The organism is Aeromonas sp. s11 (genome assembly GCF_040907945.1).
In the GTDB taxonomy this organism is placed as follows: Bacteria; Pseudomonadota; Gammaproteobacteria; order Enterobacterales; family Aeromonadaceae; genus Aeromonas; species Aeromonas veronii.
The window spans coordinates 140,280-163,060 of sequence record NZ_JBFOCU010000056.1; the positions used below are offsets into that span (position 1 = coordinate 140,280).

Here is a 22,781-nt window from a genome sequence, read left to right on the forward strand (position 1 = left end):
TGGAAAATTTAAATAACTTTTTTTGCTTGCGAAACGGGGGGCTTTTTACTAGCAAACGGCGGCTGATTATCCCTTATGCAACAAGGGTCAAAAGCTGTCCAGTTGTCGCAGCCGCGGGCTCAGCGTGGCAAGGGCTTTGCATCAGATGACGGTGGTTTATGGCCGCTTTGTGACGGCTGCGAGCTTGTCAAATGGGTATCCAACAGGCAGAAAGCTGCCTTTATTATCCATGAATAGACGAGTGATGGTGGCGCAGGAGCGTAAAGGAAGAGATGCAAGGGCGAAGAGTCTCTTCGCCCCGTTATCGCATGTCAGCCGTTAAGGCTGCGCCTTACACCTTGACGGTCAACTCATAGCGCAGCCAGTGGTGCAGGGCCTGCACGGTGTCGAATTGCAGATCGGCGCCCCACTGGGCGGGATCTTCCTCATCATTGAGATAGCCCCAGCCAGCGACCGCGGTGCGCATGCCAGCATTGCGGCCCGCTTCGATGTCCCGCACATGATCCCCCACATAGAGGCAGTGAGCCGCCTCGACCCCCAGCTTCTCACAAGCAAAGAACATGGGGGCGGGGTCGGGCTTGCGTACCGGCAGGGTATCGGCACTGACAGTGACGCCGCAGCTGGCAAGCTCTGGCAGGGTTGCCAGCAGTGGCTCGGTGAGAAAGCCCGGCTTGTTGGTGACTATGCCCCAGGGGAGCTGTTTCTCGTCGAGCCACTCGATAAGATCCACCATTCCCTCATAGGTGCGGGTACCGACGCAGAGATTGGCCGCGTAGTAGTCGAGCAGGGCATTGCGCAGGCGCGTGGCCCCCAGCTCTTCAAGCAGTTCATCGCCGAGGCCCGCTTTCAGCAGCCCGAGCGCTCCGTGGGAGGTGGTCTGACGAATGATGTCGTCAGAGAGCGGCGCAAAGCCTTCGCTGATCAGCACGTGGTTGACGGCGGCACCCAGATCCGGGGCTGTGTCGAGCAGGGTGCCATCCAGATCGAACAGCACACCGCGCAGGGGAAGAGGGCGAGAGGCGCTCATCAGCCGTGCTCCGGGCGGACAAACTCCACCATATAGTTGACGTCGACATTTTTGCCGAGCTTGAACTGGTTGGTGAGCGGGGCGTAGTGGACGCCGCTCATATCCCGCACCAGCAGGCCAGCTGCTTCACCCATGCGACACAGTTCGGCCGGGGTGATGAATTTTTTGTGATCGTGGGTACCCTTGGGCACCATCTTCATCAGGTATTCGGCCCCGATGATCATCATCAGATAGGATTTGGGGTTGCGGTTGATGGTGGAGACGAACACCCGGCCGCCCGGGCGCACCAAGGTGGCGATGGCGCGCAGCACGGAGGCGGGGTCCGGCACATGCTCCAGCATCTCCATGCAGGTGACCACGTCATACTGGCCCGGCACTTCGGCAGCATGGGCTTCGGCGGTGATCTGGCGGTACTCGAGCTCGACACCCTGCTCCAGGGCGTGCAAGCGGGCGACGCCGAGGGGCTCCTTGCCCATGTCGATGCCGGTGACCTTGGCGCCACGGCGGGCCATGCTCTCGGAGAGAATGCCGCCACCACATCCGATATCGAGAATGCGCTTGCCAAACAGACCGCCACTTTTGTCGGTGATCCAGTCAAGGCGTACCGGATTGATTTGATGCAGGGGTTTGAATTCACCTTCCATGTCCCACCAGCGGGAGGCGATGGCTTCAAACTTGGCGATTTCTGTCAGATCGACATTGGCATCACTGTTCATTTTTCGAAGATCCTGTGGCAGGGCGCCCGCTTCTGAGTCATGGGCGCAATCTATTGTCCTGGCGGGCATTATAACGGACGGACTTTGTCACACCAGCCCGATCTGATACCCGATTTGTGGCTTAAGGTATTTGGCTCAGTGTGTTACCATGTCGCGCTGTTTAAGCCAAAGAACAACTAATTAGGGATAAGGCTTTCTATGAGCGATCTGGCCAGAGAGATCACGCCGGTCAACATCGAAGAAGAGCTCAAGAGTTCCTATCTTGATTACGCCATGAGCGTGATCGTAGGACGAGCTCTGCCGGATGTGCGTGATGGCTTGAAACCGGTTCACCGCCGCGTTCTGTTTGCTATGAACGAGTTGGGGAACGACTGGAACAAGCCCTATAAAAAATCGGCCCGTGTGGTCGGTGACGTAATCGGTAAATATCACCCGCACGGCGATATCGCTGTGTATGACACCATTGTCCGGATGGCGCAGGATTTCTCCATGCGTTACATGCTGGTCGATGGTCAGGGCAACTTCGGTTCAGTCGACGGCGACAGCGCCGCGGCGATGCGTTATACCGAAGTGCGGATGGCCCGCATCTCCCACGAGCTGCTGGCTGATCTGGACAAAGAGACCGTGGACTGGGTGCCGAACTATGACGGCACCGAGATGATCCCGGCGGTCATGCCTACCAAGGTTCCCAACCTGCTGGTCAACGGCTCCTCCGGTATTGCGGTGGGCATGGCGACCAACATTCCGCCTCACAACCTCACCGAGATTGTCAATGGCTGTCTGGCGCTGATCGAAAACGGCGACCTCACCATTGACGAGCTGATGACCTACATCACCGGCCCGGATTTCCCCACCGGCGGCATTATCAACGGTCGTTCCGGCATCGTGCAGGCGTACCGTACCGGTCGTGGCTCCATCTATGTGCGGGCCAAAGCTGAAGTGGAAGTGGACGAGAAGACCAGTCGCGAGACCATCATCGTTCACGAGATCCCCTATCAGGTGAACAAGGCTCGACTGATCGAGAAGATCGCCGAGCTGGTCAAAGAGAAGAAGATCGAGGGCATCAGTGCCCTGCGCGATGAGTCTGACAAAGACGGCATGCGCATTGTTATCGAGATCAAGCGCGGCGAGTCCGGCGAGATTGTGCTGAACAATCTCTACAAGCACACCCAGATGCAGACCACGTTCGGCATCAACATGGTGGCGCTCGATAACAACCAGCCCAAGGTGATGAACCTTAAAGAGATCCTGGATGCGTTCCTGCTGCACCGCCGTGAAGTGGTGACTCGCCGGACCGTGTTCGAACTGCGCAAGGCGCGGGATCGGGCACACATTTTGGAAGGTCTGGCGGTTGCGCTGGCCAACATCGATCCCATCATCGAGCTGATCCGCCACAGCGCGACCCCGGCCGACGCGAAAGCGGGCCTGGTTGCCAAGGGCTGGGAACTCGGCAACGTGGCCGCCATGCTGGAAAAAGCGGGCGACGACGCGGCACGGCCCGAGTGGCTGGAGCCCGAGTTCGGTATCCGTGAAGGCCAATACTTCCTGACCGAACAACAAGCCCAGGCCATCCTTGACCTGCGTCTGCACAAGCTGACCGGCCTCGAGCACGAGAAGATCCTGGAAGAGTACCAATCTCTGCTGGATCTCATCGCCGAGCTGCTGCACATCCTGGCGAGCCCGGCTCGTCTGATGGAAGTGATCCGCGATGAACTGCTGGCCGTGCGTGAGCAGTATGGCGACGAGCGTCGCACCGAGATCAGCATGTCCAGTGCCGAGATCAACATCGAAGATCTGATCACCCCGGAAGACGTGGTGGTTACCCTGTCTCACCAGGGCTATGTGAAGTATCAGCCGCTCTCCGACTACGAGGCCCAGCGCCGCGGCGGTCGTGGCAAGTCGGCCACACGGATCAAGGAAGAGGACTTTGTGGAGCGTCTGCTGGTGGCCAACACCCACGACACCATTCTGTGCTTCTCCACCCGTGGCAAGGTCTACTGGCTCAAGGTTTACCAGCTGCCGGAAGCGTCCCGTGGCGCCCGTGGTCGTCCGATCATCAACCTGCTGCCGCTGGAAGAGGGTGAGCGTATCACCGCTATCCTGCCGGTGAAGGAGTATGATGCCGAGAAGTATGTGTTCTTCGCCACCGCCAACGGTACCGTGAAGAAGACCAGCCTCTCAGACTTCAGCCGTCCGCTCTCCTCCGGTATTCGTGCCATCAACCTCAAAGAGGGTGATGAGCTGATTGGGGTGGATATCACCGACGGCAGCAACGAGATCATGCTCTTCTCCGACGCGGGCAAAGTTGTTCGCTTCGCCGAAGGCAGCGGTCGCGCCGATGCCGATGTCAGCGATGACGTTGAAACCGACGACGATGCCGGCAATGACGATGATGGCAGCGACAACGGCGAAGGCACCGAAAGCAAGGGCACCTTCAAGGGCGTGCGTCCCATGGGTCGTACCGCCGCCGGTGTGCGCGGCATCAAGCTGGGCGCCGGCGACAAGGTGGTTTCCCTCATCGTTCCGCGCGGCGAAGGTGCCATCCTCACCGCCACCGAGAACGGTTACGGCAAGCGGACTGCGTTGGCCGAATACCCGACCAAGAGTCGTGGTACCCAGGGCGTTATCTCCATCAAGGTGGATGAGCGCAACGGCAAGGTGATCGATGCGATCCAGGTCGAAGATACTGACCAGATCATGCTGATCACCAACGGCGGCACCCTGGTGCGTACCCGTGTTGCCGAGGTGAGCGTTATTGGCCGTAACACCGGCGGTGTCCGTCTGATCCGTACCGGTGAAGACGAGACCGTGGTTGGCCTGCAGCGTATCGCCGAGAGCGACGAAGACGAAAACGACGCTTTGGCCGTTGGCGGTGAGGTATCTGAAGGTACCGATACCGCGACCGGCACTGATGCGGTCGATGCTGGGGAAGCGGGCGACGAGTAATCGTCACCTGTTACCCGAGCAACGTCTCTGAGCAAAAAGAGCGACCCTGGTGGTCGCTCTTTTTATTTGTCTGCTTTTTATGACTCTCCGCTGATCTTACGGCTGGATCACTCCTGCAGCCACATTCTGGCGCTGCGGGCGGGAATGGCGACCCGTACCCACTGGCTCTGCACGTTGACCACGGCGCCTTGGTCGAGCACGTCACGATAGTTGCGATACCAGTTCATCTCGAATTTGGCGGTATCGAGCCAATACTCCTGCTCATAGTCGCACTTGTTGATGCCGACCAGCCCCTGTTTGCCCCGTTTGAACAGCACGAAGCAGTCACCGCTGCCGATCAACAGCATGGGTTGACCCTGCACAGCATTGTGGAAGCGGATCATCCCCTTGAGATCGGCGCGCTGGTAGTAATCCTGCCAGCGCAGTCCATCCTTGGCCTGGGTCTCGCCGTGATCGGAGTAGACCAGCGGCGAGCCACCATCGCGGCCGAGCAGGTAGGCATAGGCCAGCTTCTCGTCAGTCTGGCTTAAGATCTGATAGCGGAAGCCGTCGTTGGTGGGGATGTCGTGGGTCACGGCAAAGGTGACGGCGCGACTGCCCGGTAGCACCTGACCGTAGGCGCCCGGATCCGCCAGCAGGTTCATGCTGCCGCCATACCCCAGCGCGCCACGCAGGGAGGCAAACAGCGGAAAGTCATAGGCTCCCTGGCCGCTGCTGTCGAGGTAGGGTTTGAGGAAGCGCTCGTAATCAGTGCTGCCAGCCCCCCCTGTGGTGATCACCTCGCCAAACACGTGCATCCCCTGTTTGATTTCGGGGGTGAACACGGCATTGATCTGGTAATCGCTCATGTGCTTGACCGCATCGACCCGAAAACCCTTGATCCCCATCCCCTTGAGTGCCTTGAGATAGGCCTGTTGCTGGCTGACCACCCAGTTATTGGGATCCAGATCCGGCAGCCCCTTGTCACCGGCACCGCCACAGAGTCGCCAATACTGGACATGACCCGGATCGCTCCAGTCGCTGATGCACCCTTCGGGATGAAAATCCTGACCGGAGAGGAAGTTTTGTCCCAGATCGCCAAACAGTTTCTGGCGCTCGAAATAGGCCGGGTTGCTGGCGTAGCTTTGCAGCAGCTCGTTGCCGGGATAGTTGAGGTCTTGGCGTTTCCAGCTTTCGTTGGCCATGTGGTTGAGCACCACATCGGCATAGACGGCGATACCCCGCGCCTTCATGGCGGCGATCAGCTGCTCGAGATCCTGTTTGTTGCCAAGAGGGGAGTCGACAAGGCGCAGATCCTGCGGCTGGTAACGAGCCCACCACTCGTTGCCTGATGACTTGAGAGGTGGTGAGATGAGTACCTGTTTGTAACCAGCTGATTTGATAAGGTCGGCTTTGGCGGTCACTTCACTGTACTTCCAGTTGAAGGCGTGCAGTATGACGTCGGCGTGCGCCAAGGGGGCGATCAGCATGCCTGCGATCGCCCATATTCCCGCTGTGTGTTTCATTATTGTGTCCCTGTTTTTATAGATGCCTGAATGGGCAACCCAGCTTTGGCGGGAACAGAATGTGCTGCAATCCACAACCTGCAGATTTGTGACCGCTTTCAGGATGATTTCGCCGATTATGTGAGCTATTTCGGCTTTTCCTTGTCACGGCCAGTTGCCTTTTTACAAGTGATTTTTTTGTCATTTCCCTGTCATTCCCAGCCGCTATCCTGCCGGGCGAGTGGTGCGTTGTTGCCATCACCTTCACCGTCAGGAGCTGCATATGACCAGTTGGATCACGTGGGAAATTTGGTGGAGCCGGGTATGGGGCGAATCAGAGGTGCCGCAGTATGAAGAGGATGAGCACGAAGTGGCTCATGAACCCTCGCGACTGCCGGTTGAAATGGTGCAACAGGGTCGGGATCAGCGCGCAGGCTAAGGCGTTAGCCCTCTCTTTACCGGATAGCGCGATCCTGACGTGACATGGCTACTCCGTTGGAAAATTCTGAAAAGCGGGGTTTCCACAGGATGTGTTGCGGCAGGCCTTCCTCTCAACCTCTTGGCACGCCTGATGTGTGAAGGGAGTGAGCAGGGGGATTAGAAGAGCGACAGCTGCTCCCCGGGGCGGATAAACCCATCCAGCCTGAGCTGAATATGGCGTTTGCCCAGATCAAGGCGCTTGCTGATAAGGCGAAAGCGCTGGGCCAGCAGATCGGCAAAGAGCCCCTCACCGCGCATGCGGGTGCCGAAGGCGGTACTGTTGAGCCCGCCACCGCGGCTGGCTCGCAACTGATTTAAAATAGCTTCCTTCTGGCCCGGGTAGTGGGTATCGAGCCAGTCCCCAAATAGCGGCGCCAGTTCGTGGGGTAACCGCAGCAGGATGTAATCGGCGCAGCTGGCGCCTGCCTCGGCAGACGATTTGATGATCTGCTCCAGCTCCGGTTCATTGAGCCGCGGGATCATGGGGGCGGCCAATACCCCCACCTGTACACCAGCGTTGGCCAGCTTCTCGATCACTTTCAAGCGGCCGGTGCCCGTGCTGGCGCGGGGTTCAAGCTGTCGGCGCAGGGTTTCGTTCAAGGTCGTCACCGACACCATCACCTGACACAGTCCCTCTCTGGCCAGCTCGGTCAACAGATCGAGGTCGCGCAAGATCATGGCGCTCTTGGTAATGAGCCCGACCGGATGGCGGTGGGCCAGCATCACTTCCAGCAACTGCCGGGTGAGGCGATAGCGCTGCTCGATGGGTTGATAGGGGTCGGTATTGGCGCCAATGAAGATGGTCTGTGGCTGATAGGCAGGTTTGGCAAACTCCCGGCGCAACAGGTCGGCTGCATTGCGTTTGGCAAACAGCTTGCTCTCGAAATCGAGACCGGGGGAGAGCTCCAGATAGGCATGGCTGGGTCTGGCATAGCAGTAGATGCAGCCGTGTTCGCACCCCTGATAGGGGTTGATGGAGCGACCAAAGGGGACATCCGGCGAGCTGTTGTAGCTGATGATGCTGCGTGCATCAATCTCCCGCACCTCGGTGCCAGGCACAGAAGGAGTGAAGATGGCATCCCAATCGGACGATTGCCAGCCGTCATCGACCGCTTCGACAAGGGGGCCGCTAAAACGGTGATCGATATTGTGGGGGCTGCCTCGTCCTGCCATGGTGTGCACCTATACTGTTTATACATACAGTTATTTTGCAGGTGCCCCGGATAAATGACAACAACTGCTGATCGACCGGGTGCAAAAAGGGTTGTCGCAGGGATCTCTTGCTTGATCGCAACGCTACATTTCGTTTACATAGACGAAATGAGAACTGGATCACGGAAATCATCATGAGACCCACCACTTCCCGCTGGCTATTTATCGGTCTGCTTGCGCTGGTTATCTGGCGTCTGCTTCCGCTCTCCACCGAGCTGGAGATGGCTGCTGCCAACCGTGCTTGGCGTACCGGTCACTTTGATGAGGCGACCCGGATCTGGTTGCCACTGGCCGAGCAAGGCCAACCTCGGGCGCAGGCGCTGATGGGCTGGAGCCATGAAGTGGGGCAGGGGAGTGAGCAGGATATCAATCGGGCCATAACACTCTATCGTCAGTCGGCGCAGGCGGGCGATCCCTTTGGCCAGTACCGGTTGGCGGATGCCTATTTGCGTGGCTCCGGGGTGAAGCGTGATCTGCGCGAAGCCTTTCACTGGATGGATCTTGCCGCCCGCAATGGCGATGTGCCGGCGATGCTGAAAGTCGGGGTGCTCCATCTGATGGGGGCGAGCGGGCGTGTCGATCTCTCGCAGGGGAAACTGTGGCTCTATCAGGCGGCGCAAAAGGGCAACAAACTGGCGCTTCAGGTGCTGCAAGAGCTGGCGCTGGCAGAGGAGGGGAGCAGTGACTTTGACTTCAGCTGGCAATCCCTGCTTGGCGAATAGTCGGCAGGCGACTCATTTGACTGTAGAAAATATCTGCAAATCCGATACAGCACGCCCGACTTCTGGTAGCATGGGGCCGTTTTGGCTTGGTTTGTCACGTTAGACACGCTGTTTGCGTGTCAGGCCGTCTTCGCAAAGTGCTGTGGAGAACCAGAACATCACCTTTTTGAATCTCTTTTCCATCCCGCATGTGACCTTTGGTAGGGGTCACCACTGTATAAGGAAACACATAATGCCAATCATTACTCTGCCTGACGGCAGCCAACGTCAATTTGCCCACTCTGTTTCCGTCATGGATGTGGCTGCGGACATCGGTCCCGGTCTCGCCAAGGCGTGCATTGCCGGTCGGGTAAACGGTGAACTGGTGGATGCGTGCGAGCTGATCGAAGCCGATGCTGCGCTGGCCATCATCACAGCCAAAGACGAAGAAGGTCTGGACATCCTGCGCCACTCCTGCGCCCACTTGCTGGGTCATGCTATCAAGCAACTCTGGCCCCAGACCAAGATGGCCATCGGTCCTGTCATCGACAACGGCTTCTACTATGACGTTGATCTTGACCGTACCCTGACCGATGAAGATCTGGCTGCCCTGGAAGAGCGCATGCTGGCGCTGGTAGCCAAGGATTACGACGTCATCAAGAAGAAAGTCTCCTGGCAAGAAGCGCGCGATGTATTCGAGGCGCGCGGCGAGTCTTACAAAGTCGAAATCCTGGATCAGAACATTGCCCGTGATGACCAGCCAGGTCTCTATCATCACGAAGAGTATATCGACATGTGTCGTGGCCCGCACGTGCCCAACATGCGTCACTGCCACCACTTCAAGTTGCTGAAGATGTCCGGCGCCTACTGGCGTGGCGACTCCAACAACAAGATGCTGCAGCGTATCTACGGTACCGCCTGGGCTGACAAGAAGCAGCTCAAGGCCTATCTGCAGCGCCTGGAAGAGGCCGCCAAGCGCGACCACCGCAAGATCGGCAAGCAGCTCGACCTGTATCACATGCAGGAAGAAGCACCCGGTATGGTGTTCTGGCACAACGATGGCTGGACCATCTTCCGTGAGCTGGAAACCTTTATCCGCGGCAAGCTCAAAGAGTACGACTATCAGGAAGTGAAAGGTCCGTTCATGATGGACCGCGTCCTGTGGGAGCGTTCAGGTCACTGGGAGAAATATGCCCAGGCCATGTTCACCACCCAGTCCGAAAACCGCGAGTACGCCATCAAGCCGATGAATTGCCCGGGTCACGTCCAGATCTTCAACCAGGGTCTGAAGTCCTACCGCGATCTGCCGCTTCGTATGGCCGAGTTTGGTTCCTGCCACCGCAACGAGCCGTCCGGTTCCCTGCACGGTCTGATGCGGGTGCGCGGCTTCACTCAGGATGACGCTCACATCTTCTGTACCGAAGAGCAGATCATGGAAGAGGTCTCCGGCTGTATTCGTATGGTCTATGACGTCTACGGTACCTTTGGCTTCGAGAACATCGTGGTCAAGCTCTCCACTCGTCCCGAGCAGCGTATCGGCTCTGACGAGATGTGGGATCGCGCCGAGAAAGCGCTGGCCGAAGCGCTGGAGCTCAACGGTCTGAAGTACGATCTGCAGCCGGGTGAAGGGGCGTTCTACGGTCCCAAAATTGAATTTACCCTGCACGATTGCCTTGATCGTGCGTGGCAATGTGGTACCGTGCAGCTCGACTTTGCCCTGCCTGGTCGTCTGGGTGCCACTTATGTGGGCGAAAACAACGATCGCCATGTACCTGTGATGATCCACCGGGCCATCCTGGGTTCTATCGAGCGCTTCATCGGTATTCTGACTGAAGAGTACGCCGGTCTGTTCCCGACCTGGTTGGCACCGACTCAGGCTGTGGTCATGAATATCACGGACAATCAGGCCGATTATGCGGTGAAAGTAGCCAAAGCATTGAATGATGCGGGCCTTCGCGCAAAAGCGGACTTGAGAAATGAGAAGATTGGCTTTAAAATCCGCGAGCATACTTTGAAGCGAGTACCTTTCATGCTGGTCTGCGGCGATAAAGAAGTTGAAGCCGGTAAGATTGCAGTACGGACTCGTAAAGGGGCTGACCTGGGCACTTATCCTGTTGAAGAGTTCATCGCTCTGTTGACCCAGGAAGTTCAGACCCGCGGACAAAAGAAAGTGGAGGAATAAGCTATAAAAGGCGGAAAAAAACTGGGCAAGCAACCGCAAGCCCGCGCTCACCGGATCAATGAAGAGATCCGTCTGAAAGAAGTTCGTCTGACTGGTCTGGATGGTGAAGCCATTGGCATCACCTCCATTCAGGATGCTCTGAACTTGGCCGCAGAGGCCGGAGTTGATCTGGTAGAGATCAGTCCAAATGCTGAGCCGCCCGTTTGCCGGATCATGGATTACGGCAAATTCCTCTACGAAAAGAGCAAAACAACCAAAGAACAGAAGAAAAAGCAGAAAGTCGTCCAGGTTAAGGAAATCAAATTCCGTCCTGGCACTGACGAAGGCGACTATCAGGTAAAACTACGCAACCTGGTTCGCTTTCTGGAAGACGGGGACAAGGCTAAGGTCACCCTGCGCTTCCGTGGTCGTGAAATGGCCCACCAGGATCTTGGTATCAAGGTTCTGGAGCGCGTCAAGAACGATCTGGAAGAGTTGGCCGTAGTCGAGTCGTTCCCGAAAGTCGAAGGCCGTCAAGCTGTGATGGTCCTCGCACCTAAGAAGAAATCTTAAGGCCCACAAGAAATTGACTCATGGGGCTCGCCCCATGAGTTGGTTCGCCTTGCGATTTTGTTGTCACTCACAATGCGGAGTATGAAATGCCGAAGATGAAAACCAACCGGGGTGCTGCAAAGCGCTTCAAAAAGACTGGCTCGGGTCGCTTCAAGTGCAAGCACAACCACCTGCGTCACATCCTGACCAAGAAGAGCAGCAAGCGTAAGCGTCAGCTGGGACCGAAATTCATGGTTTCTGCTGCCGACCACAAACGTGTTGTCGCTTGTCTGCCGTACGCATAAGGGGGGATGTGAAAAATGCCAAGAGTTAAACGTGGTGTGACTGCTCGAGCTCGTCACAAGAAAGTAATGAAAGCCGCCAAAGGTTACTACGGCGCCCGTTCCCGTGTTTACCGCGTAGCGGTACAAGCGGTAACCAAAGCTGGTCAGTATGCCTACCGTGACCGTCGCCAGAAAAAGCGTCAGTTCCGTCAGCTGTGGATTGCGCGTATCAACGCTGCAGCCCGTCAGAACGGTCTGTCCTACAGCCGTCTGATCAACGGTCTGAAGAAGGCTTCTATCGAGATCGATCGCAAGATCCTGTCCGATATCGCCGTTCACGACAAAATGGCTTTCACCGCCCTGGTTGAAAAAGCTAAAGCAGCTCTGGTTTAATCCAGTTCTGTTATAAACGCTAAAAGGAGGCTCAGGCCTCCTTTTTTGTATCTATAACTCTCTGTTTTACATTACTTTTTCCTTTCTCCCGCCCATATTATGTCCACTGTTTTACACGAGCTGCATATTTCTCCACACAAGGTGATATGTGCGAGATGACCTGTTCTACAAATAGTTTATATGCCAACAAACTAGATGTTTGTTCCATTATTTCAGGAGTTAGGGTGAACCGATAAGACTCGCTTGATATAACAAAATGATTTGTAGGGAGAAAAGCCCACCTTAGCTATGGTCAGCGAAGGGGCTTTTTTTGTATTATTCCCCTCTTGACCTTATTTAGCCTAAAGGCTCCTGTACCGGGAGTGGTGACGAGGAAGACATGCAACAGCTTGAAGAAGTAGTCGGCCAAGCCAGAGCCGAAATTGAGGGCGTGAGTGATATCGCGACCCTCGACGAAATCCGGGTCAAATATCTGGGTAAAAAGGGCTTTTTTACCGAGCAGATGAAGGGCCTGGGTGCCTTGTCTGCCGAAGAGCGTCCCGCCGCGGGCGCCGTGATCAACCAGGCCAAACAGCAGGTTCAGGATGCGCTGAACGAGCGTCGTGAAGCGCTCGAAGTCGCCGTGCTGAACCAGAAGCTGGCTGCCGAGACAATCGACGTCAGCCTGCCGGGTCGCCGTATCGAGAATGGCGGTCTGCACCCGGTAACCCGCACCATAGAGCGCATCGAACGCCTGTTTGGCGAGATGGGCTTCAAGGTTGCCCGTGGTCCCGAGATTGAAGATGGCTTCCACAACTTCGATGCGCTGAACATTCCTGCTCATCACCCGGCGCGTACCGATCACGATACCTTCTACTTCAATCCTGATCTGATGCTGCGTACCCACACCTCGGGCGTGCAGATCCGCACCATGGAACATCAGCAGCCGCCGATCCGCATCATTGCACCGGGCCGCGTCTATCGTAACGACTACGACATGACCCACACACCGATGTTCCATCAGGTTGAAGGTCTGCTGGTTGACGAGCATGCCAGCTTTACCGAGCTGAAGGGCATTCTGCACGACTTCCTGCGTAACTACTTCGAGGAAGACCTGACCATTCGCTTCCGTCCTTCCTACTTCCCGTTCACCGAGCCGAGCGCCGAAGTCGACGTGATGGGTAAGAACGGCAAGTGGCTTGAAGTGCTGGGCTGCGGCATGGTGCACCCGAACGTACTGCGTTCGGTTGGTATCGATCCGGAAAAATACTCGGGCTTTGCCTTCGGCATGGGCGTTGAGCGCCTGACCATGCTGCGTTACGGGGTCAACGACCTGCGTGCCTTCTTCGAAAACGACCTGCGCTTCCTCAAGCAGTTCAAGTAAGGGCGAGAGAACATGAAATTCAGTAAATCCTGGGTGATGGAGTGGGTCCGCACCGAGTTGAGTGACAATGCACTGGCCGAGCAGATCACCATGGCCGGTCTGGAAGTGGACGCCGTGGAAGCGGTGGCTGGCCAGTTCAACAATGTGGTCGTGGGTGAAGTGGTCGAGTGCGCCCAGCATCCGGACGCCGACAAGCTGCGGGTGACCAAGATCAACGTGGGTGAAGCCGAGCTGCTGGACATCGTCTGTGGCGCGCCGAACTGCCGCCAGGGCCTCAAAGTGTGTGTGGCCAAAGTAGGGGCGACCCTGCCGGGTGATTTCACCATCAAGAAAGCCAAGCTGCGTGGCCAGCCGTCTCACGGCATGCTTTGCTCTTTCAGCGAGCTGGGTATCGACGTTGAAGCCGATGGCATCATCGAGCTGCCGGCCGATGCCCCCATCGGTACCGATATTCGCGACTACCTCAATCTGAACGACGTATCCATCGATGTGGATCTGACTCCGAACCGTGCTGATTGCCTCGGTATCGCCGGTCTGGCTCGTGAAATTGGCGTGCTCAACAGCGTGGACGTGGTCGAGCCGACCTGGGCACCTGCAGTTGCCACCATTGACGCAACTTTTCCGATCCGGGTTGAAGCAACCGCCGATTGCCCTCGTTATCTGGGGCGCGTCATCAAGGGGCTTAACTTGCAGGCCCAGAGCCCGCTCTGGATGCAAGAGAAGCTGCGTCGGGGCGGCATTCGCTCCATCGACGCCATTGTCGACATCACCAACTACCTGCTGCTGGAATACGGTCAGCCGATGCACGCCTTCGATCTGGCTACCCTGGAAGGGGAGCTGGTGGTACGTCGCGCCCACGCTGACGAGCCGATGACCCTGCTCGACGGCAACGAAGTGAAGCTCAAAGAGACCACCCTGGTGATTGCCGATGCCAAAGGTCCTGCCTGTATGGCCGGTATCTTCGGTGGCAACCGCACCGGTGTATCCGAGACCACAACCGACATCCTGCTGGAGTGCGCCTTCTTCGCGCCGCTCTCCATCACCGGCCGTGCCCGTGCCTACGGTCTGCACACCGACTCCTCCCACCGCTTCGAGCGCGGGGTGGATCCCGAGCTGCAGGCCAAGGTGATGGACCGTGCAACTCGTCTGCTGCTGGATATCTGCGGCGGTGAAGCGGGTCCGGTCATCGAGGTCAAATCCGATGCCCATCTGCCCAAGGCTGCCCCCATCAAGCTGCGTCGCGCCAAGCTCGACAAGGTGATCGGTATCAGCGTGGCTGACGCTCAGGTGGTCGAGATCCTGACCCGCCTTGGCATGCAGGTGACTGTGGATGCTGACGGTTGGACTGCGCTGGCACCCTCCTGGCGTTTCGATATCGCCATCGAGGAAGACCTCATCGAGGAAGTGGCCCGCATCTACGGCTACAACAACATCCCGAACCTGAAACCGGCCGCCTCTCTGGCGATGGTTGAGCAGGCAGAAGGGCAGGTGACCTTGAAGCGCGTACGCGACCTGCTGGTTGACCGCGGTTTCCAGGAAGCGATCACCTACAGCTTCGTCGATCCCAAGACCCAGCAAACCCTGTTCCCGCAGAGCGATGCCATCGTGCTGCCGAACCCGATCTCGGTCGAGATGTCCGCCATGCGTGTCTCTCTGTTCCCGGGGCTGGTGCAAGCCGTTGTTTACAACCAGAACCGTCAGCAGCCGCGCGTGCGTCTGTTCGAGCAGGGTCTGCGTTTCATAAAGGATGAAAGCGCCGAGAACGGCATCCGTCAGGAGCCGATGCTGGCCGGTATCATCACTGGCAACCAGAGCGACGAGCACTGGGATATCAAAACCCGCGCAGCCGACTTCTTTGATTTGAAAGGGGATCTGGAAGCGGTGCTGGACTTGACCGCCGAAGGGGCCACCTTTACCTTCGAGCGTACCGAGCACAGCGCCCTGCACCCGGGCCAGAGCGCAGCCATCCTGCGCAATGGCGAGATCATCGGCCACATCGGCGTGATCCACCCGAGCCTCGAGAAGAAGCTGGGCCTCAAGAGCCGCGCGGTGATGTTTGAGCTGGAGCTGGACAAGCTGACCCCGGCCAAGGTGCCTGTGGCAGCCGAAGTTTCCAAGTTCCCGGCGAACCGTCGCGACATCGCCGTCGTGGTCGATCGTCAGGTTCTGGCAGGTGATGTGCTTGCGGTAATTAAAAAAGTTGGCGGAAATCAGGTAGTTGGAATAAACTTGTTTGACGTATACCAGGGTGCTGGTATGGCAGAGGACAAGAAGAGCCTGGCCATCAGTCTTGTATTGCAAGACACCCAGCGCACCCTGGAGGAGAAAGAGATTGCCGAGACCGTAGACAATGTCGTGCGGGCCCTTGGTGAAGAGTTGAATGCATCCTTGAGGGATTGATCTATGGCGCTTACCAAAGCCGACATTGCAGAGCACCTGTTCACCCAGCTCGGGATGAGCAAGCGTGAAGCCAAAGATATGGTGGAAGCCTTCTTTGAGGAAATCCGACAGGCGCTTGAGCGTGGTGAACAAGTCAAGATTTCAGGCTTCGGTAACTTTGACCTTCGTGAGAAGAATCAGCGTCCCGGACGCAACCCCAAGACGGGCGAGGATATTCCTATCAGCGCCCGCCGCGTGGTGACCTTCCGGCCTGGCCAGAAGCTCAAGGCCAGGGTAGAAAATGTTGAACCCAACGAGTGATAAAAAGCCAGGCAGATGCCTGGCTTTTGTTTTCAGATGACCAAATTCCCCATTTTTCTTCTGGGTGCCGTGCTGGCACTGCCGTTGTACGCCAAGCCTTTGCAGACCACAGTGCTGCCGTTGGCGCCGGCGACCCAGGCTTATGTAAATTCACTGAGTCAGCTTTCGCTCTGCTATCCTGCGACGCTTCCTCCACCATACCTGATGGCCGAGGGGGGACTGCTCAAGGATCGTCTCGCCCGGTTGCAGGAGCTGTTCCCGGTTCCCCTCGTGCTCAAAGAGTTGCCCGATTGGCAGACATTGCGCAACGGGCTCACAGAGGGTGACTGTGACATCATTCCCTATGTCGGAACCCGCAAGAAGGCCGTGGAGGGCATGCGGTTAAGTCGTCCGATGATGGAGACCGATGCCGCCATCCTCTACAAGGGTGAAAATCTCAAACAGGCCCGCTTTCTGGTCTACTCGGTGGCAGACTCTGCCCGCCTGCTGCACGAGCTCTATCCCCAGGCACGCATTATTTCCCTAAAAAGCGGAGAGAAGGTCTACGACGCGCTGCAGAGTGGCAAGGGTGATGCCTATCTGGGGGACTATCTGCAACTGCGCTATCTGATGCGCGAGTTTCCTGCCGATGGTTTGCGCCTGCGCCGCCTGTTTGGTGAGGATCGGATCATCAGCTATCGCCTGATGATGCGCGATCAGCCGGAGTTGGCCAATCTGGTGGACACCCTGATCCGTCATATGCCCGCCGGTACTATCTATACCGATCTGGCTCGTTATCTCGATCAGGGGTCGCTCTATGTCAACCAGCCCCACTTCAGCGATACCGAGCAGGCCTGGTTATCCGGCCGCGGGCGCACCATTCGCCTGGTGGTCAATCCCGAGTTGATGCCCTATAGCGGCGTCAATGATCTGGGGGAGGCGAAAGGGTGGAGCGCGGATGTGCTGCGCTGGGTCACCCAGGAGACCGGCCTGAAATACAAGCTGGTGCCTGCCGCCAGCAAGGCGGAGGCCGTAGAAAAGCTGCGCCGTGGTGAGGCGGATATGATGGCCGGCTTGCCGGAATCTCCGGCATTGACGGATCAGTTCATTTTCAGTCGGACGATCTCCACCAACCGGTTTGCCTTGATCAGCAAGAGCAAGCTGGCTGCCGATCGCATGGCGCAGCTCAAGCGGCAGCGTATTCTGGTGCCGGAATCCCTCTACGATCCCTCCTTGCTCGCCCTGCTCGGTGATCAGGAGTGGGTTCGCACCGACGGCCTCGAGCAGGGGCTTGCCGCGATCAAACAGGGCAAGGCTGACGCCATGCTGAGCGAGCTATATCAGCTGCAATATCCCCAGCGTACCAACTTGCTGGAAGGGCTCGATATCGAGGAGCTGGAAGATCGCTTCAGTCTTGGCTTTGCCATCAACAAGAGTCAGACCGAACTGGCCGGGGTGATGGATCGCAACCTGATGGCGCTGACCAGCACCCAGATTGACGAACTTAACCAGCGCTGGCGCCGCTTGCTCGTCGTGCAGCAGCCGGGCGTGAGCTACGCCGCCTGGTTTGGCTCCATCGCCATGGCACTGCTGATCAGCAGCATTGTCATCGGCGGGATCTGGCGTTCCCGCCAGCAACTGGCACGGGAAGTGGCCCAGCGTCACGCCGCCGAGAAGGCGCTGGCCATCGAGAGCGAGCTGCGGGAAACCATGTTTCAGGCGTTGCCGGTGCCCGTCTATCTGCGCAATAGCCAGGGCAAGGTGATCAAATCCAACAAGCAGGGGCGACGTCTGGCCCTGCGCTATTCACAACAGTTGATGCTGCCGCCGGTACAGCCCCAGAAGAGTGAAGGAGAGCTGGTGCTGGGGGAGCAGGTTTTCGCCTATGCCCAACATCCGCTGCGACTGGACAAGCAGGCACCTGCCACCGATCTTATCGCCCTGTCGGATATCAGTGTGCTGCGTGAGCAGGCCCGTTTTCTGCGTCAGGCAGAGCGCCGCCTGCGCGCCCTGACCAATACCGTTCCCGGCGTGGTGCTGCAGTTTATGTTCGAGCGGGGGCGGGTAGGGGGCATCGAGTTTATCAGCCGGGGCTGTTACGAGCTGCTGGGGCTGGCGAGCCAGCAGATCCGTCGTGAGCCCAAACGGGTGCTCACTATGCTGGAGCGCGAGGATCGCCGCCAGGTACGCCGTGAGATGTTCGCCATGTTGCAGGCTGGCAAACCCTTCGCATTCACCATGCGCTATCACCATCCGACCAAGGGTGTGCGCTGGTTGCAGCTCTATGGCCGTGGCCGCAGTCAGCCGCAGGGTTGGCGGATCTATGCGGTGATGCAGGATGCCACTGCCCGGGTCGAGCAGGATCAGGCATTGCAGCACTCCCATGAGCAGGCGCAACAGGCAGTTCTGGCCAAGGGGCGCTTTCTGGCCGCCATCAGCCACGAGATCCGCACGCCGATGAACGCCATGCTCGGCTTGCTGGAGTGGCTGGCCAGCACTCCTTTGTCGAGAGAGCAGGATTCGGCGCTGGCGCGGGTGCGTCAGGCGGGGGATGAGCTGCTCGGCCTGCTCAACGATGTGCTCGACTTTAGCCGCAACGAAAACAGCAAACTCTCCCTCTCGCCCCAGCCCACCGATTTTGCCGAGCTGTGCGAGCACGTGGCGGCAGTGCACTGGACCAAGGCGCGGGCCAAGGGATTGCAACTGCGCCTTAAGTTGGACCCGGCTCTGCCAGCCCTGCAGACCCTCGACCCTCACCGGGTACGGCAAGTGCTCCACAACCTGCTCTCCAATGCCATCAAGTTCAGCCTGCGTGGGGAAGTGGTGCTGTGGGCCGAGGTGGTCGCATCGACCTTGCGCTTTGGTGTGGATGATCAGGGACCGGGGATCACCGCCAAGATGCGCACCACGCTCTTTATGCCGTTCGAGCAGTTTGCCGTTGAAGGGCAGTTGCGGGCGCCGGGCACCGGTCTTGGTCTGGCCATCTGCAAGCAGCTGATCGAGCAGATGGGTGGTCTTATCGATGTCGAGGGGCGCGTCGGTGGCGGTAGCCGCTTCTATTGCGAGTTGCCCCTGAAGCGGGTACAGCAGGAGCCGGACTGGCAGCCCAATGTGCGGCAGCTGGCACTCTCTTTACCCCACGATGAGGCGCAAGCGCTGTCGCCCTGGCTCAGCCGATTGGGGATCGCCACCGTCAGCAACGCCGTTGATACGCTGCAAGCGGAGGTGGACGAGAAGGGGCTCTACTATTGGGCCTGGCAAGGGGAGTCCTGGGTGCCCGGGACCATCATCACCCTACTGCAGCCACGGCTGACTCCGGATCAACCGGTCGCAGGCACCCAGCCAGGGCTTGGCATGCGGGTACTGCTGGTTGAAGATCACGATGTCAATCGCGAGCTGATCAGCCTGCAACTGGGGCAACTTGGTGCCAGCGTTATCACTGCCGCCAATGGGCAGCTGGCGCTGGAGATGCTGGCGCAGCAGGAGGTGGATTTTGTGCTGACCGATCTGCAGATGCCGGTGATGAACGGGGCCGAGCTGTGCAGGCAATTGCGCCAATCAGCCCGTTGGGCCCGTCTGCCGGTCTATGTGATCACCGCAGATCTCAGTGATCAGGCGGCAAGGGAGCTGCAATCCTGCGGTTGCGATGGCCATCTGGACAAGCCGGTCGCCCTCAAGGAGCTGGCGACCTTGCTGCGCCATATTGCCAAAGAGGGGAGCAATGCTGTCGTCCCGACACCGGTTGCCTCGCTGCTGACCGATGAACTGGCCGCCCTTTATCTGAAGGCTACCCGTGATGATTTGGCCGAACTTGAGCGCTGCAGCACAGAAGAAGATGAAGTTGGCGTGAATGCTGCTTTACACAAGTTGAAGGGGGCCGCCAGAATGGTAGGGGCGACTGCGTTGGTTGCGGTCATTGAAGAGTGGCAACAGGCGCCCCATCCGATGCTGCAAGCCAGATTGAACCGGGTACTGGATGAGTTCAGCCAGCAGTTTTCAAAGAGGGCTCAAGATGATCATCACTGATGAAGAATTACTGGCGTTGCTCGATTCGGAAGAGCATGAGGCGGCAGGATTTTGCCCCATTGTGCTCTATGCCCTCGACAGCACCGCCCATGAGTTGGCCAGCACCATGACATTGCCCTCCTATGTCACGCTGCACCGTACCCGACCGGATGCCTGCTGGCAGTGGGAAGGGTTGTTTGCGGCAGGTGCCATTGCCCTTTACGACCCCGCCGCTCATCAGCAGGCGGACTATTTCCCCCAGTTGCAGCAGCATGAGGGGATCTACGCTATCGGCGAGGATTGGCTGGGGGGGCTTGCCGCCAGTTACCGTAAATGGTGCAACTGGCTGGCCGCTAACAAGGTGCTGCTGCTCGAGGATCACCCGTTTCAGGGGATGCAACTGCAACAGACCATCGCCGGGTTGGGGCTCTCCTGTCAGTGGGTACAGGATGAATCGGCCTGCCTTGCGGCATTGTCGGCGGGCGACATCAGCCTGCTGGTGTGCGATCTCAGTCTGGTGGAGCAAGATGCCATCAGTCTGCTGATGAACCAGCCCCAGTTGCAGGAGGCCGGGCTGCCCATTGTGCTGCTTTCGGCCCATGAGCAGACGCTGATCGACGGTGCCCGCCGCCTGCTGCACGATGCCGGTTTCAATATTCTGGCGGCGCTGGCCAAGCCGCTTGATTGCGACGAGCTGCTCAGGTTGCTGCGTAGACTCTATCTGGGCCCGCTGCGTCAGCAGCGCTTGAGCGGCCAGCGCCGCTCCATCCGCCGGTGGCAGGGGGAGGTGCAGGGTCAGCTTGGGCTGCTCTCCAGTCCCGCGACCCCTCATCCGGTCTGGCTGGCGGTGACGGGTTTGCCCAGCCGCTGGGAGGCGCTCAAGGATTGGCTGACGGAGCAGTCGCGCACCCCAGCCGAACTGACTCTGCTGATCCACCGTCGTGACCACCTGCTCGGCAATGCCGATCGCTTCGCGCTGGTGCTGCAAGCCAGTCTGGCAGGGAGCAAGCTGGCGCTGCTGCTCGATAACAGCCAGCATCTGCCATTCGATCTGCTGGAACGTTTGCCGCTGCACGCCTTGCTGCTGGGGCAGGGGATCTTGCCGGAGATGGAGTCCTTGACCTGTGACTCCCTGCTGGGACGCTTTATGGCCCGGGTTCGGGAGCTGGGGATCGCCGTCTATCTGGATGATCCTTACAACCTGCTCGACGTCGAGGTGTGGCGAGAGCGCGGTATGACGGGGCGCTGGTAAGCCATGCCGCGCTACCTCTGCTGGCCCATGCACCGGGAGCGCCTTGGCAAAGGGCTGGAGGGCTGGCCTCATCCGGTTTCCCGGACCGCGCTGCCACTGGCGATGCAGGTCTCCGAGGTGCCTTGCTTGCTGCGCGAGCTGCATGGTGTGGCGCCTGCCCGCATGCTGGCCGCTTACGATGCATTGAGTGAAGAGAGCATCTATCTGCGTTTTATGCGCCCGAAACGAACGCCGCCACCGGAACAGGTGGCCCAATTTCTCAATTACCATGCTGAACAACAGATTTCGCTGTTGCTGACCGATCTGGCTGGTGAGCCGCTGGCTCAGGCGCAATCAATCCGCCGCCGCCTTCATCCCGATCGGGCGGAGTTCTCCTGCATCGTAGCGGATCACTTCCAGCACAAGGGGGCGGGGAGGCGTATTCTGCTGGCGCTGGCACTGCTGGCCAGGGCGGACGGGATCCGGGAGTGGACGGCGGAAGTGCTGGCCCAGAACCGGCCCATGCTGACCCTGCTCAAGCGCCTTGGCTTGCCGCTGACCCTGGTGACCGGGCGGGAGATGGTCTTTGTCAGGCTGGATCTGTCGGTACTGGATGCCTGGTTACCCGCACCGCCAGCGGCGCCGCTTAAGACCAAGGGCGAATAGTGAGACTTTTTTCCCTGTGCTAAGGTCACATTTATTGTGCGGGGATAGACGGAGCAGCTTATGGCGCAGTCATATAAACATATCGTGATCCTGACCGGAGCGGGGATCTCTGCCGAATCCGGCATCAAGACTTTTCGTGCCTGCGACGGTTTGTGGGAAGAGCACAAGGTCGAGGACGTGGCGACCCCCGAGGGGTATGCCCGGGATCCCGAACTGGTGCTGCGCTTTTACAACTCCCGCCGCAAACAGCTGCAACAGCCCCAGGTTCACCCCAATCCGGCCCACTATGCGCTGGCCCGCCTCGAACGACTGCTGCCCGGTTCGGTGACGCTGGTCACCCAGAACATCGACAATCTGCACGAGAGCGCTGGCAGCAAGAACCTTATCCATATGCACGGCGAGCTGCTCAAGGCCCGCTGCCCCGAGTCCGGTCAGGTGATCGAATGGCGTGGCGATCTCCATCAGGACGAGCTCTGCTCCTGCTGCCAGTTCCCCCAGCCGATGCGTCCCCATGTGGTCTGGTTTGGCGAAATGCCGCTCGGGCTGGATCGCATCTACAGCGCGCTTGCCCAGTGCGATCTCTTTATCTCCATCGGCACCTCTGGCGCTGTCTATCCGGCCGCCGGGTTTGTCCATGAAGCGGGATTGAACGGGGCGCACACCATCGAGCTCAATCTCGAGCCGAGCGAAGTGGGCAGCCAGTTTGACGAGAAACGTTATGGCCCAGCCTCCCTGCTGGTGCCCGCCTATGTCGATGAGTTGCTGGAGGCGTGCGGCATTCATCAACCGAGGCAAGTCGAGGGGCACAACTGGATGGAGATGCGCGGTCCCTGAGCTACTGTGTGACGTGACAGTTGCAATGGTTCGGTGAAATCGCCACA

At 58.5% G+C, this 22,781-nt stretch carries 18 protein-coding genes; 14 read left to right on the plus strand and 4 right to left on the minus strand.

What is annotated here, in order from left to right; genetic code table 11:
• Positions 1 to 331 precede the first annotated feature (331 nt).
• Positions 332 to 1,027, minus strand: a complete 696-nt coding sequence (locus AB5Y84_RS16060; RefSeq protein ID WP_368177363.1) for an HAD family hydrolase — start codon at positions 1,025 to 1,027, stop codon at positions 332 to 334.
• The gene (ubiG, locus tag AB5Y84_RS16065; protein WP_005352120.1) at positions 1,027 to 1,743 is read right to left on the minus strand and encodes a bifunctional 2-polyprenyl-6-hydroxyphenol methylase/3-demethylubiquinol 3-O-methyltransferase UbiG; all 717 of its coding nucleotides are present in this window, start codon (positions 1,741 to 1,743) and stop codon (positions 1,027 to 1,029) included. The genes AB5Y84_RS16060 and ubiG overlap by 1 nt, the downstream gene beginning before the upstream one ends.
• A 198-nt stretch (positions 1,744 to 1,941) precedes the next feature.
• On the opposite strand from ubiG, the gene gyrA reads away from it, so the two are divergent.
• Positions 1,942 to 4,689, plus strand: a complete 2,748-nt coding sequence (gene gyrA / locus AB5Y84_RS16070) for a DNA topoisomerase (ATP-hydrolyzing) subunit A (RefSeq protein ID WP_257691590.1) — start codon at positions 1,942 to 1,944, stop codon at positions 4,687 to 4,689.
• Between the two features lie 107 nt (positions 4,690 to 4,796).
• Here gyrA and AB5Y84_RS16075 read toward each other — a convergent pair whose 3' ends face one another.
• Positions 4,797 to 6,194 carry an alpha-amylase family protein gene (locus AB5Y84_RS16075; protein WP_368177364.1) on the minus strand — a complete coding sequence of 466 codons (1,398 nt, stop codon included), beginning with the start codon at positions 6,192 to 6,194 and terminating at the stop codon, positions 4,797 to 4,799.
• 262 nt (positions 6,195 to 6,456) lie between these two features.
• On the opposite strand from AB5Y84_RS16075, the gene AB5Y84_RS16080 reads away from it, so the two are divergent.
• Positions 6,457 to 6,612, plus strand: a complete 156-nt coding sequence (locus AB5Y84_RS16080; protein WP_005336695.1) for a hypothetical protein — start codon at positions 6,457 to 6,459, stop codon at positions 6,610 to 6,612.
• Between the two features lie 158 nt (positions 6,613 to 6,770).
• On the opposite strand, the gene AB5Y84_RS16085 is transcribed toward AB5Y84_RS16080, so the two are convergent.
• Positions 6,771 to 7,826, minus strand: a complete 1,056-nt coding sequence (locus tag AB5Y84_RS16085) for a PA0069 family radical SAM protein (protein ID WP_368177365.1) — start codon at positions 7,824 to 7,826, stop codon at positions 6,771 to 6,773.
• Positions 7,827 to 7,999: 173 nt separating this feature from the next.
• On the opposite strand from AB5Y84_RS16085, the gene AB5Y84_RS16090 reads away from it, so the two are divergent.
• The 12 genes from AB5Y84_RS16090 to cobB all read left to right on the plus strand — a co-directional run bounded on the left by AB5Y84_RS16090 (position 8,000) and on the right by cobB (position 22,734).
• Positions 8,000 to 8,587 (plus strand): tetratricopeptide repeat protein, encoded by a 588-nt coding sequence (locus AB5Y84_RS16090; protein WP_368177366.1) that lies wholly within the window; start codon positions 8,000 to 8,002, stop codon positions 8,585 to 8,587.
• Between the two features lie 232 nt (positions 8,588 to 8,819).
• Positions 8,820 to 10,748: a threonine--tRNA ligase gene (thrS, locus tag AB5Y84_RS16095; RefSeq protein ID WP_005336690.1), complete on the plus strand. Its 1,929-nt coding sequence runs from the start codon at positions 8,820 to 8,822 to the stop codon at positions 10,746 to 10,748.
• A gap of 21 nt (positions 10,749 to 10,769) precedes the next feature.
• Complete coding sequence (gene infC, locus AB5Y84_RS16100; protein ID WP_196783562.1) at positions 10,770 to 11,300, plus strand: translation initiation factor IF-3; 531 nt, start codon at positions 10,770 to 10,772, stop codon at positions 11,298 to 11,300.
• An 86-nt stretch (positions 11,301 to 11,386) separates the two neighbouring features.
• Positions 11,387 to 11,584: a 50S ribosomal protein L35 gene (gene rpmI / locus AB5Y84_RS16105; protein WP_005336688.1), complete on the plus strand. Its 198-nt coding sequence runs from the start codon at positions 11,387 to 11,389 to the stop codon at positions 11,582 to 11,584.
• A 15-nt stretch (positions 11,585 to 11,599) separates the two neighbouring features.
• Positions 11,600 to 11,956, plus strand: coding sequence for a 50S ribosomal protein L20 (gene rplT, locus AB5Y84_RS16110; protein ID WP_005336687.1), 357 nt, complete (start codon positions 11,600 to 11,602; stop codon positions 11,954 to 11,956).
• 379 nt (positions 11,957 to 12,335) lie between these two features.
• Positions 12,336 to 13,319: a phenylalanine--tRNA ligase subunit alpha gene (pheS, locus tag AB5Y84_RS16115; RefSeq protein ID WP_005336686.1), complete on the plus strand. Its 984-nt coding sequence runs from the start codon at positions 12,336 to 12,338 to the stop codon at positions 13,317 to 13,319.
• A 12-nt stretch (positions 13,320 to 13,331) separates the two neighbouring features.
• Positions 13,332 to 15,719 carry a phenylalanine--tRNA ligase subunit beta gene (pheT, locus tag AB5Y84_RS16120; protein ID WP_368177367.1) on the plus strand — a complete coding sequence of 796 codons (2,388 nt, stop codon included), beginning with the start codon at positions 13,332 to 13,334 and terminating at the stop codon, positions 15,717 to 15,719.
• A gap of 3 nt (positions 15,720 to 15,722) precedes the next feature.
• Positions 15,723 to 16,019, plus strand: a complete 297-nt coding sequence (gene ihfA / locus AB5Y84_RS16125; protein WP_005300715.1) for an integration host factor subunit alpha — start codon at positions 15,723 to 15,725, stop codon at positions 16,017 to 16,019.
• A 15-nt stretch (positions 16,020 to 16,034) separates the two neighbouring features.
• Positions 16,035 to 20,024, plus strand: coding sequence for a transporter substrate-binding domain-containing protein (locus AB5Y84_RS16130; RefSeq protein WP_368177368.1), 3,990 nt, complete (start codon positions 16,035 to 16,037; stop codon positions 20,022 to 20,024).
• Positions 20,011 to 21,255 (plus strand): response regulator, encoded by a 1,245-nt coding sequence (locus AB5Y84_RS16135; RefSeq protein ID WP_368177369.1) that lies wholly within the window; start codon positions 20,011 to 20,013, stop codon positions 21,253 to 21,255. The genes AB5Y84_RS16130 and AB5Y84_RS16135 overlap by 14 nt, the downstream gene beginning before the upstream one ends.
• A gap of 3 nt (positions 21,256 to 21,258) precedes the next feature.
• Positions 21,259 to 21,900: a GNAT family N-acetyltransferase gene (locus AB5Y84_RS16140; RefSeq protein ID WP_368177370.1), complete on the plus strand. Its 642-nt coding sequence runs from the start codon at positions 21,259 to 21,261 to the stop codon at positions 21,898 to 21,900.
• Positions 21,901 to 21,960: 60 nt separating this feature from the next.
• Positions 21,961 to 22,734 carry a Sir2 family NAD+-dependent deacetylase gene (gene cobB / locus AB5Y84_RS16145; protein ID WP_005336680.1) on the plus strand — a complete coding sequence of 258 codons (774 nt, stop codon included), beginning with the start codon at positions 21,961 to 21,963 and terminating at the stop codon, positions 22,732 to 22,734.
• Positions 22,735 to 22,781: the final 47 nt, after the last annotated feature.

Excerpts from the sequence above, each read along its gene's own strand:
- AB5Y84_RS16080 (WP_005336695.1), top strand. The coding sequence starts at position 6,457 with ATGACCAGTTGGATCACGTGGGAAATTTGGTGGAGCCGGGTATGGGGC.
- AB5Y84_RS16090 (WP_368177366.1), top strand. The coding sequence starts at position 8,000 with ATGAGACCCACCACTTCCCGCTGGCTATTTATCGGTCTGCTTGCGCTG.
- cobB (WP_005336680.1), top strand. The coding sequence starts at position 21,961 with ATGGCGCAGTCATATAAACATATCGTGATCCTGACCGGAGCGGGGATC.
- AB5Y84_RS16140 (WP_368177370.1), top strand. The coding sequence starts at position 21,259 with ATGCCGCGCTACCTCTGCTGGCCCATGCACCGGGAGCGCCTTGGCAAA.
- rpmI (WP_005336688.1), top strand. The coding sequence starts at position 11,387 with ATGCCGAAGATGAAAACCAACCGGGGTGCTGCAAAGCGCTTCAAAAAG.
- thrS (WP_005336690.1), top strand. The coding sequence starts at position 8,820 with ATGCCAATCATTACTCTGCCTGACGGCAGCCAACGTCAATTTGCCCAC.
- ihfA (WP_005300715.1), top strand. The coding sequence starts at position 15,723 with ATGGCGCTTACCAAAGCCGACATTGCAGAGCACCTGTTCACCCAGCTC.
- ubiG (WP_005352120.1), bottom strand. The coding sequence starts at position 1,743 with ATGAACAGTGATGCCAATGTCGATCTGACAGAAATCGCCAAGTTTGAA.
- rplT (WP_005336687.1), top strand. The coding sequence starts at position 11,600 with ATGCCAAGAGTTAAACGTGGTGTGACTGCTCGAGCTCGTCACAAGAAA.
- AB5Y84_RS16085 (WP_368177365.1), bottom strand. The coding sequence starts at position 7,826 with ATGGCAGGACGAGGCAGCCCCCACAATATCGATCACCGTTTTAGCGGC.
- gyrA (WP_257691590.1), top strand. The coding sequence starts at position 1,942 with ATGAGCGATCTGGCCAGAGAGATCACGCCGGTCAACATCGAAGAAGAG.
- AB5Y84_RS16075 (WP_368177364.1), bottom strand. The coding sequence starts at position 6,194 with ATGAAACACACAGCGGGAATATGGGCGATCGCAGGCATGCTGATCGCC.
- pheT (WP_368177367.1), top strand. The coding sequence starts at position 13,332 with ATGAAATTCAGTAAATCCTGGGTGATGGAGTGGGTCCGCACCGAGTTG.
- pheS (WP_005336686.1), top strand. The coding sequence starts at position 12,336 with ATGCAACAGCTTGAAGAAGTAGTCGGCCAAGCCAGAGCCGAAATTGAG.
- AB5Y84_RS16135 (WP_368177369.1), top strand. The coding sequence starts at position 20,011 with ATGATCATCACTGATGAAGAATTACTGGCGTTGCTCGATTCGGAAGAG.
- AB5Y84_RS16060 (WP_368177363.1), bottom strand. The coding sequence starts at position 1,027 with ATGAGCGCCTCTCGCCCTCTTCCCCTGCGCGGTGTGCTGTTCGATCTG.
- AB5Y84_RS16130 (WP_368177368.1), top strand. The coding sequence starts at position 16,035 with ATGCCTGGCTTTTGTTTTCAGATGACCAAATTCCCCATTTTTCTTCTG.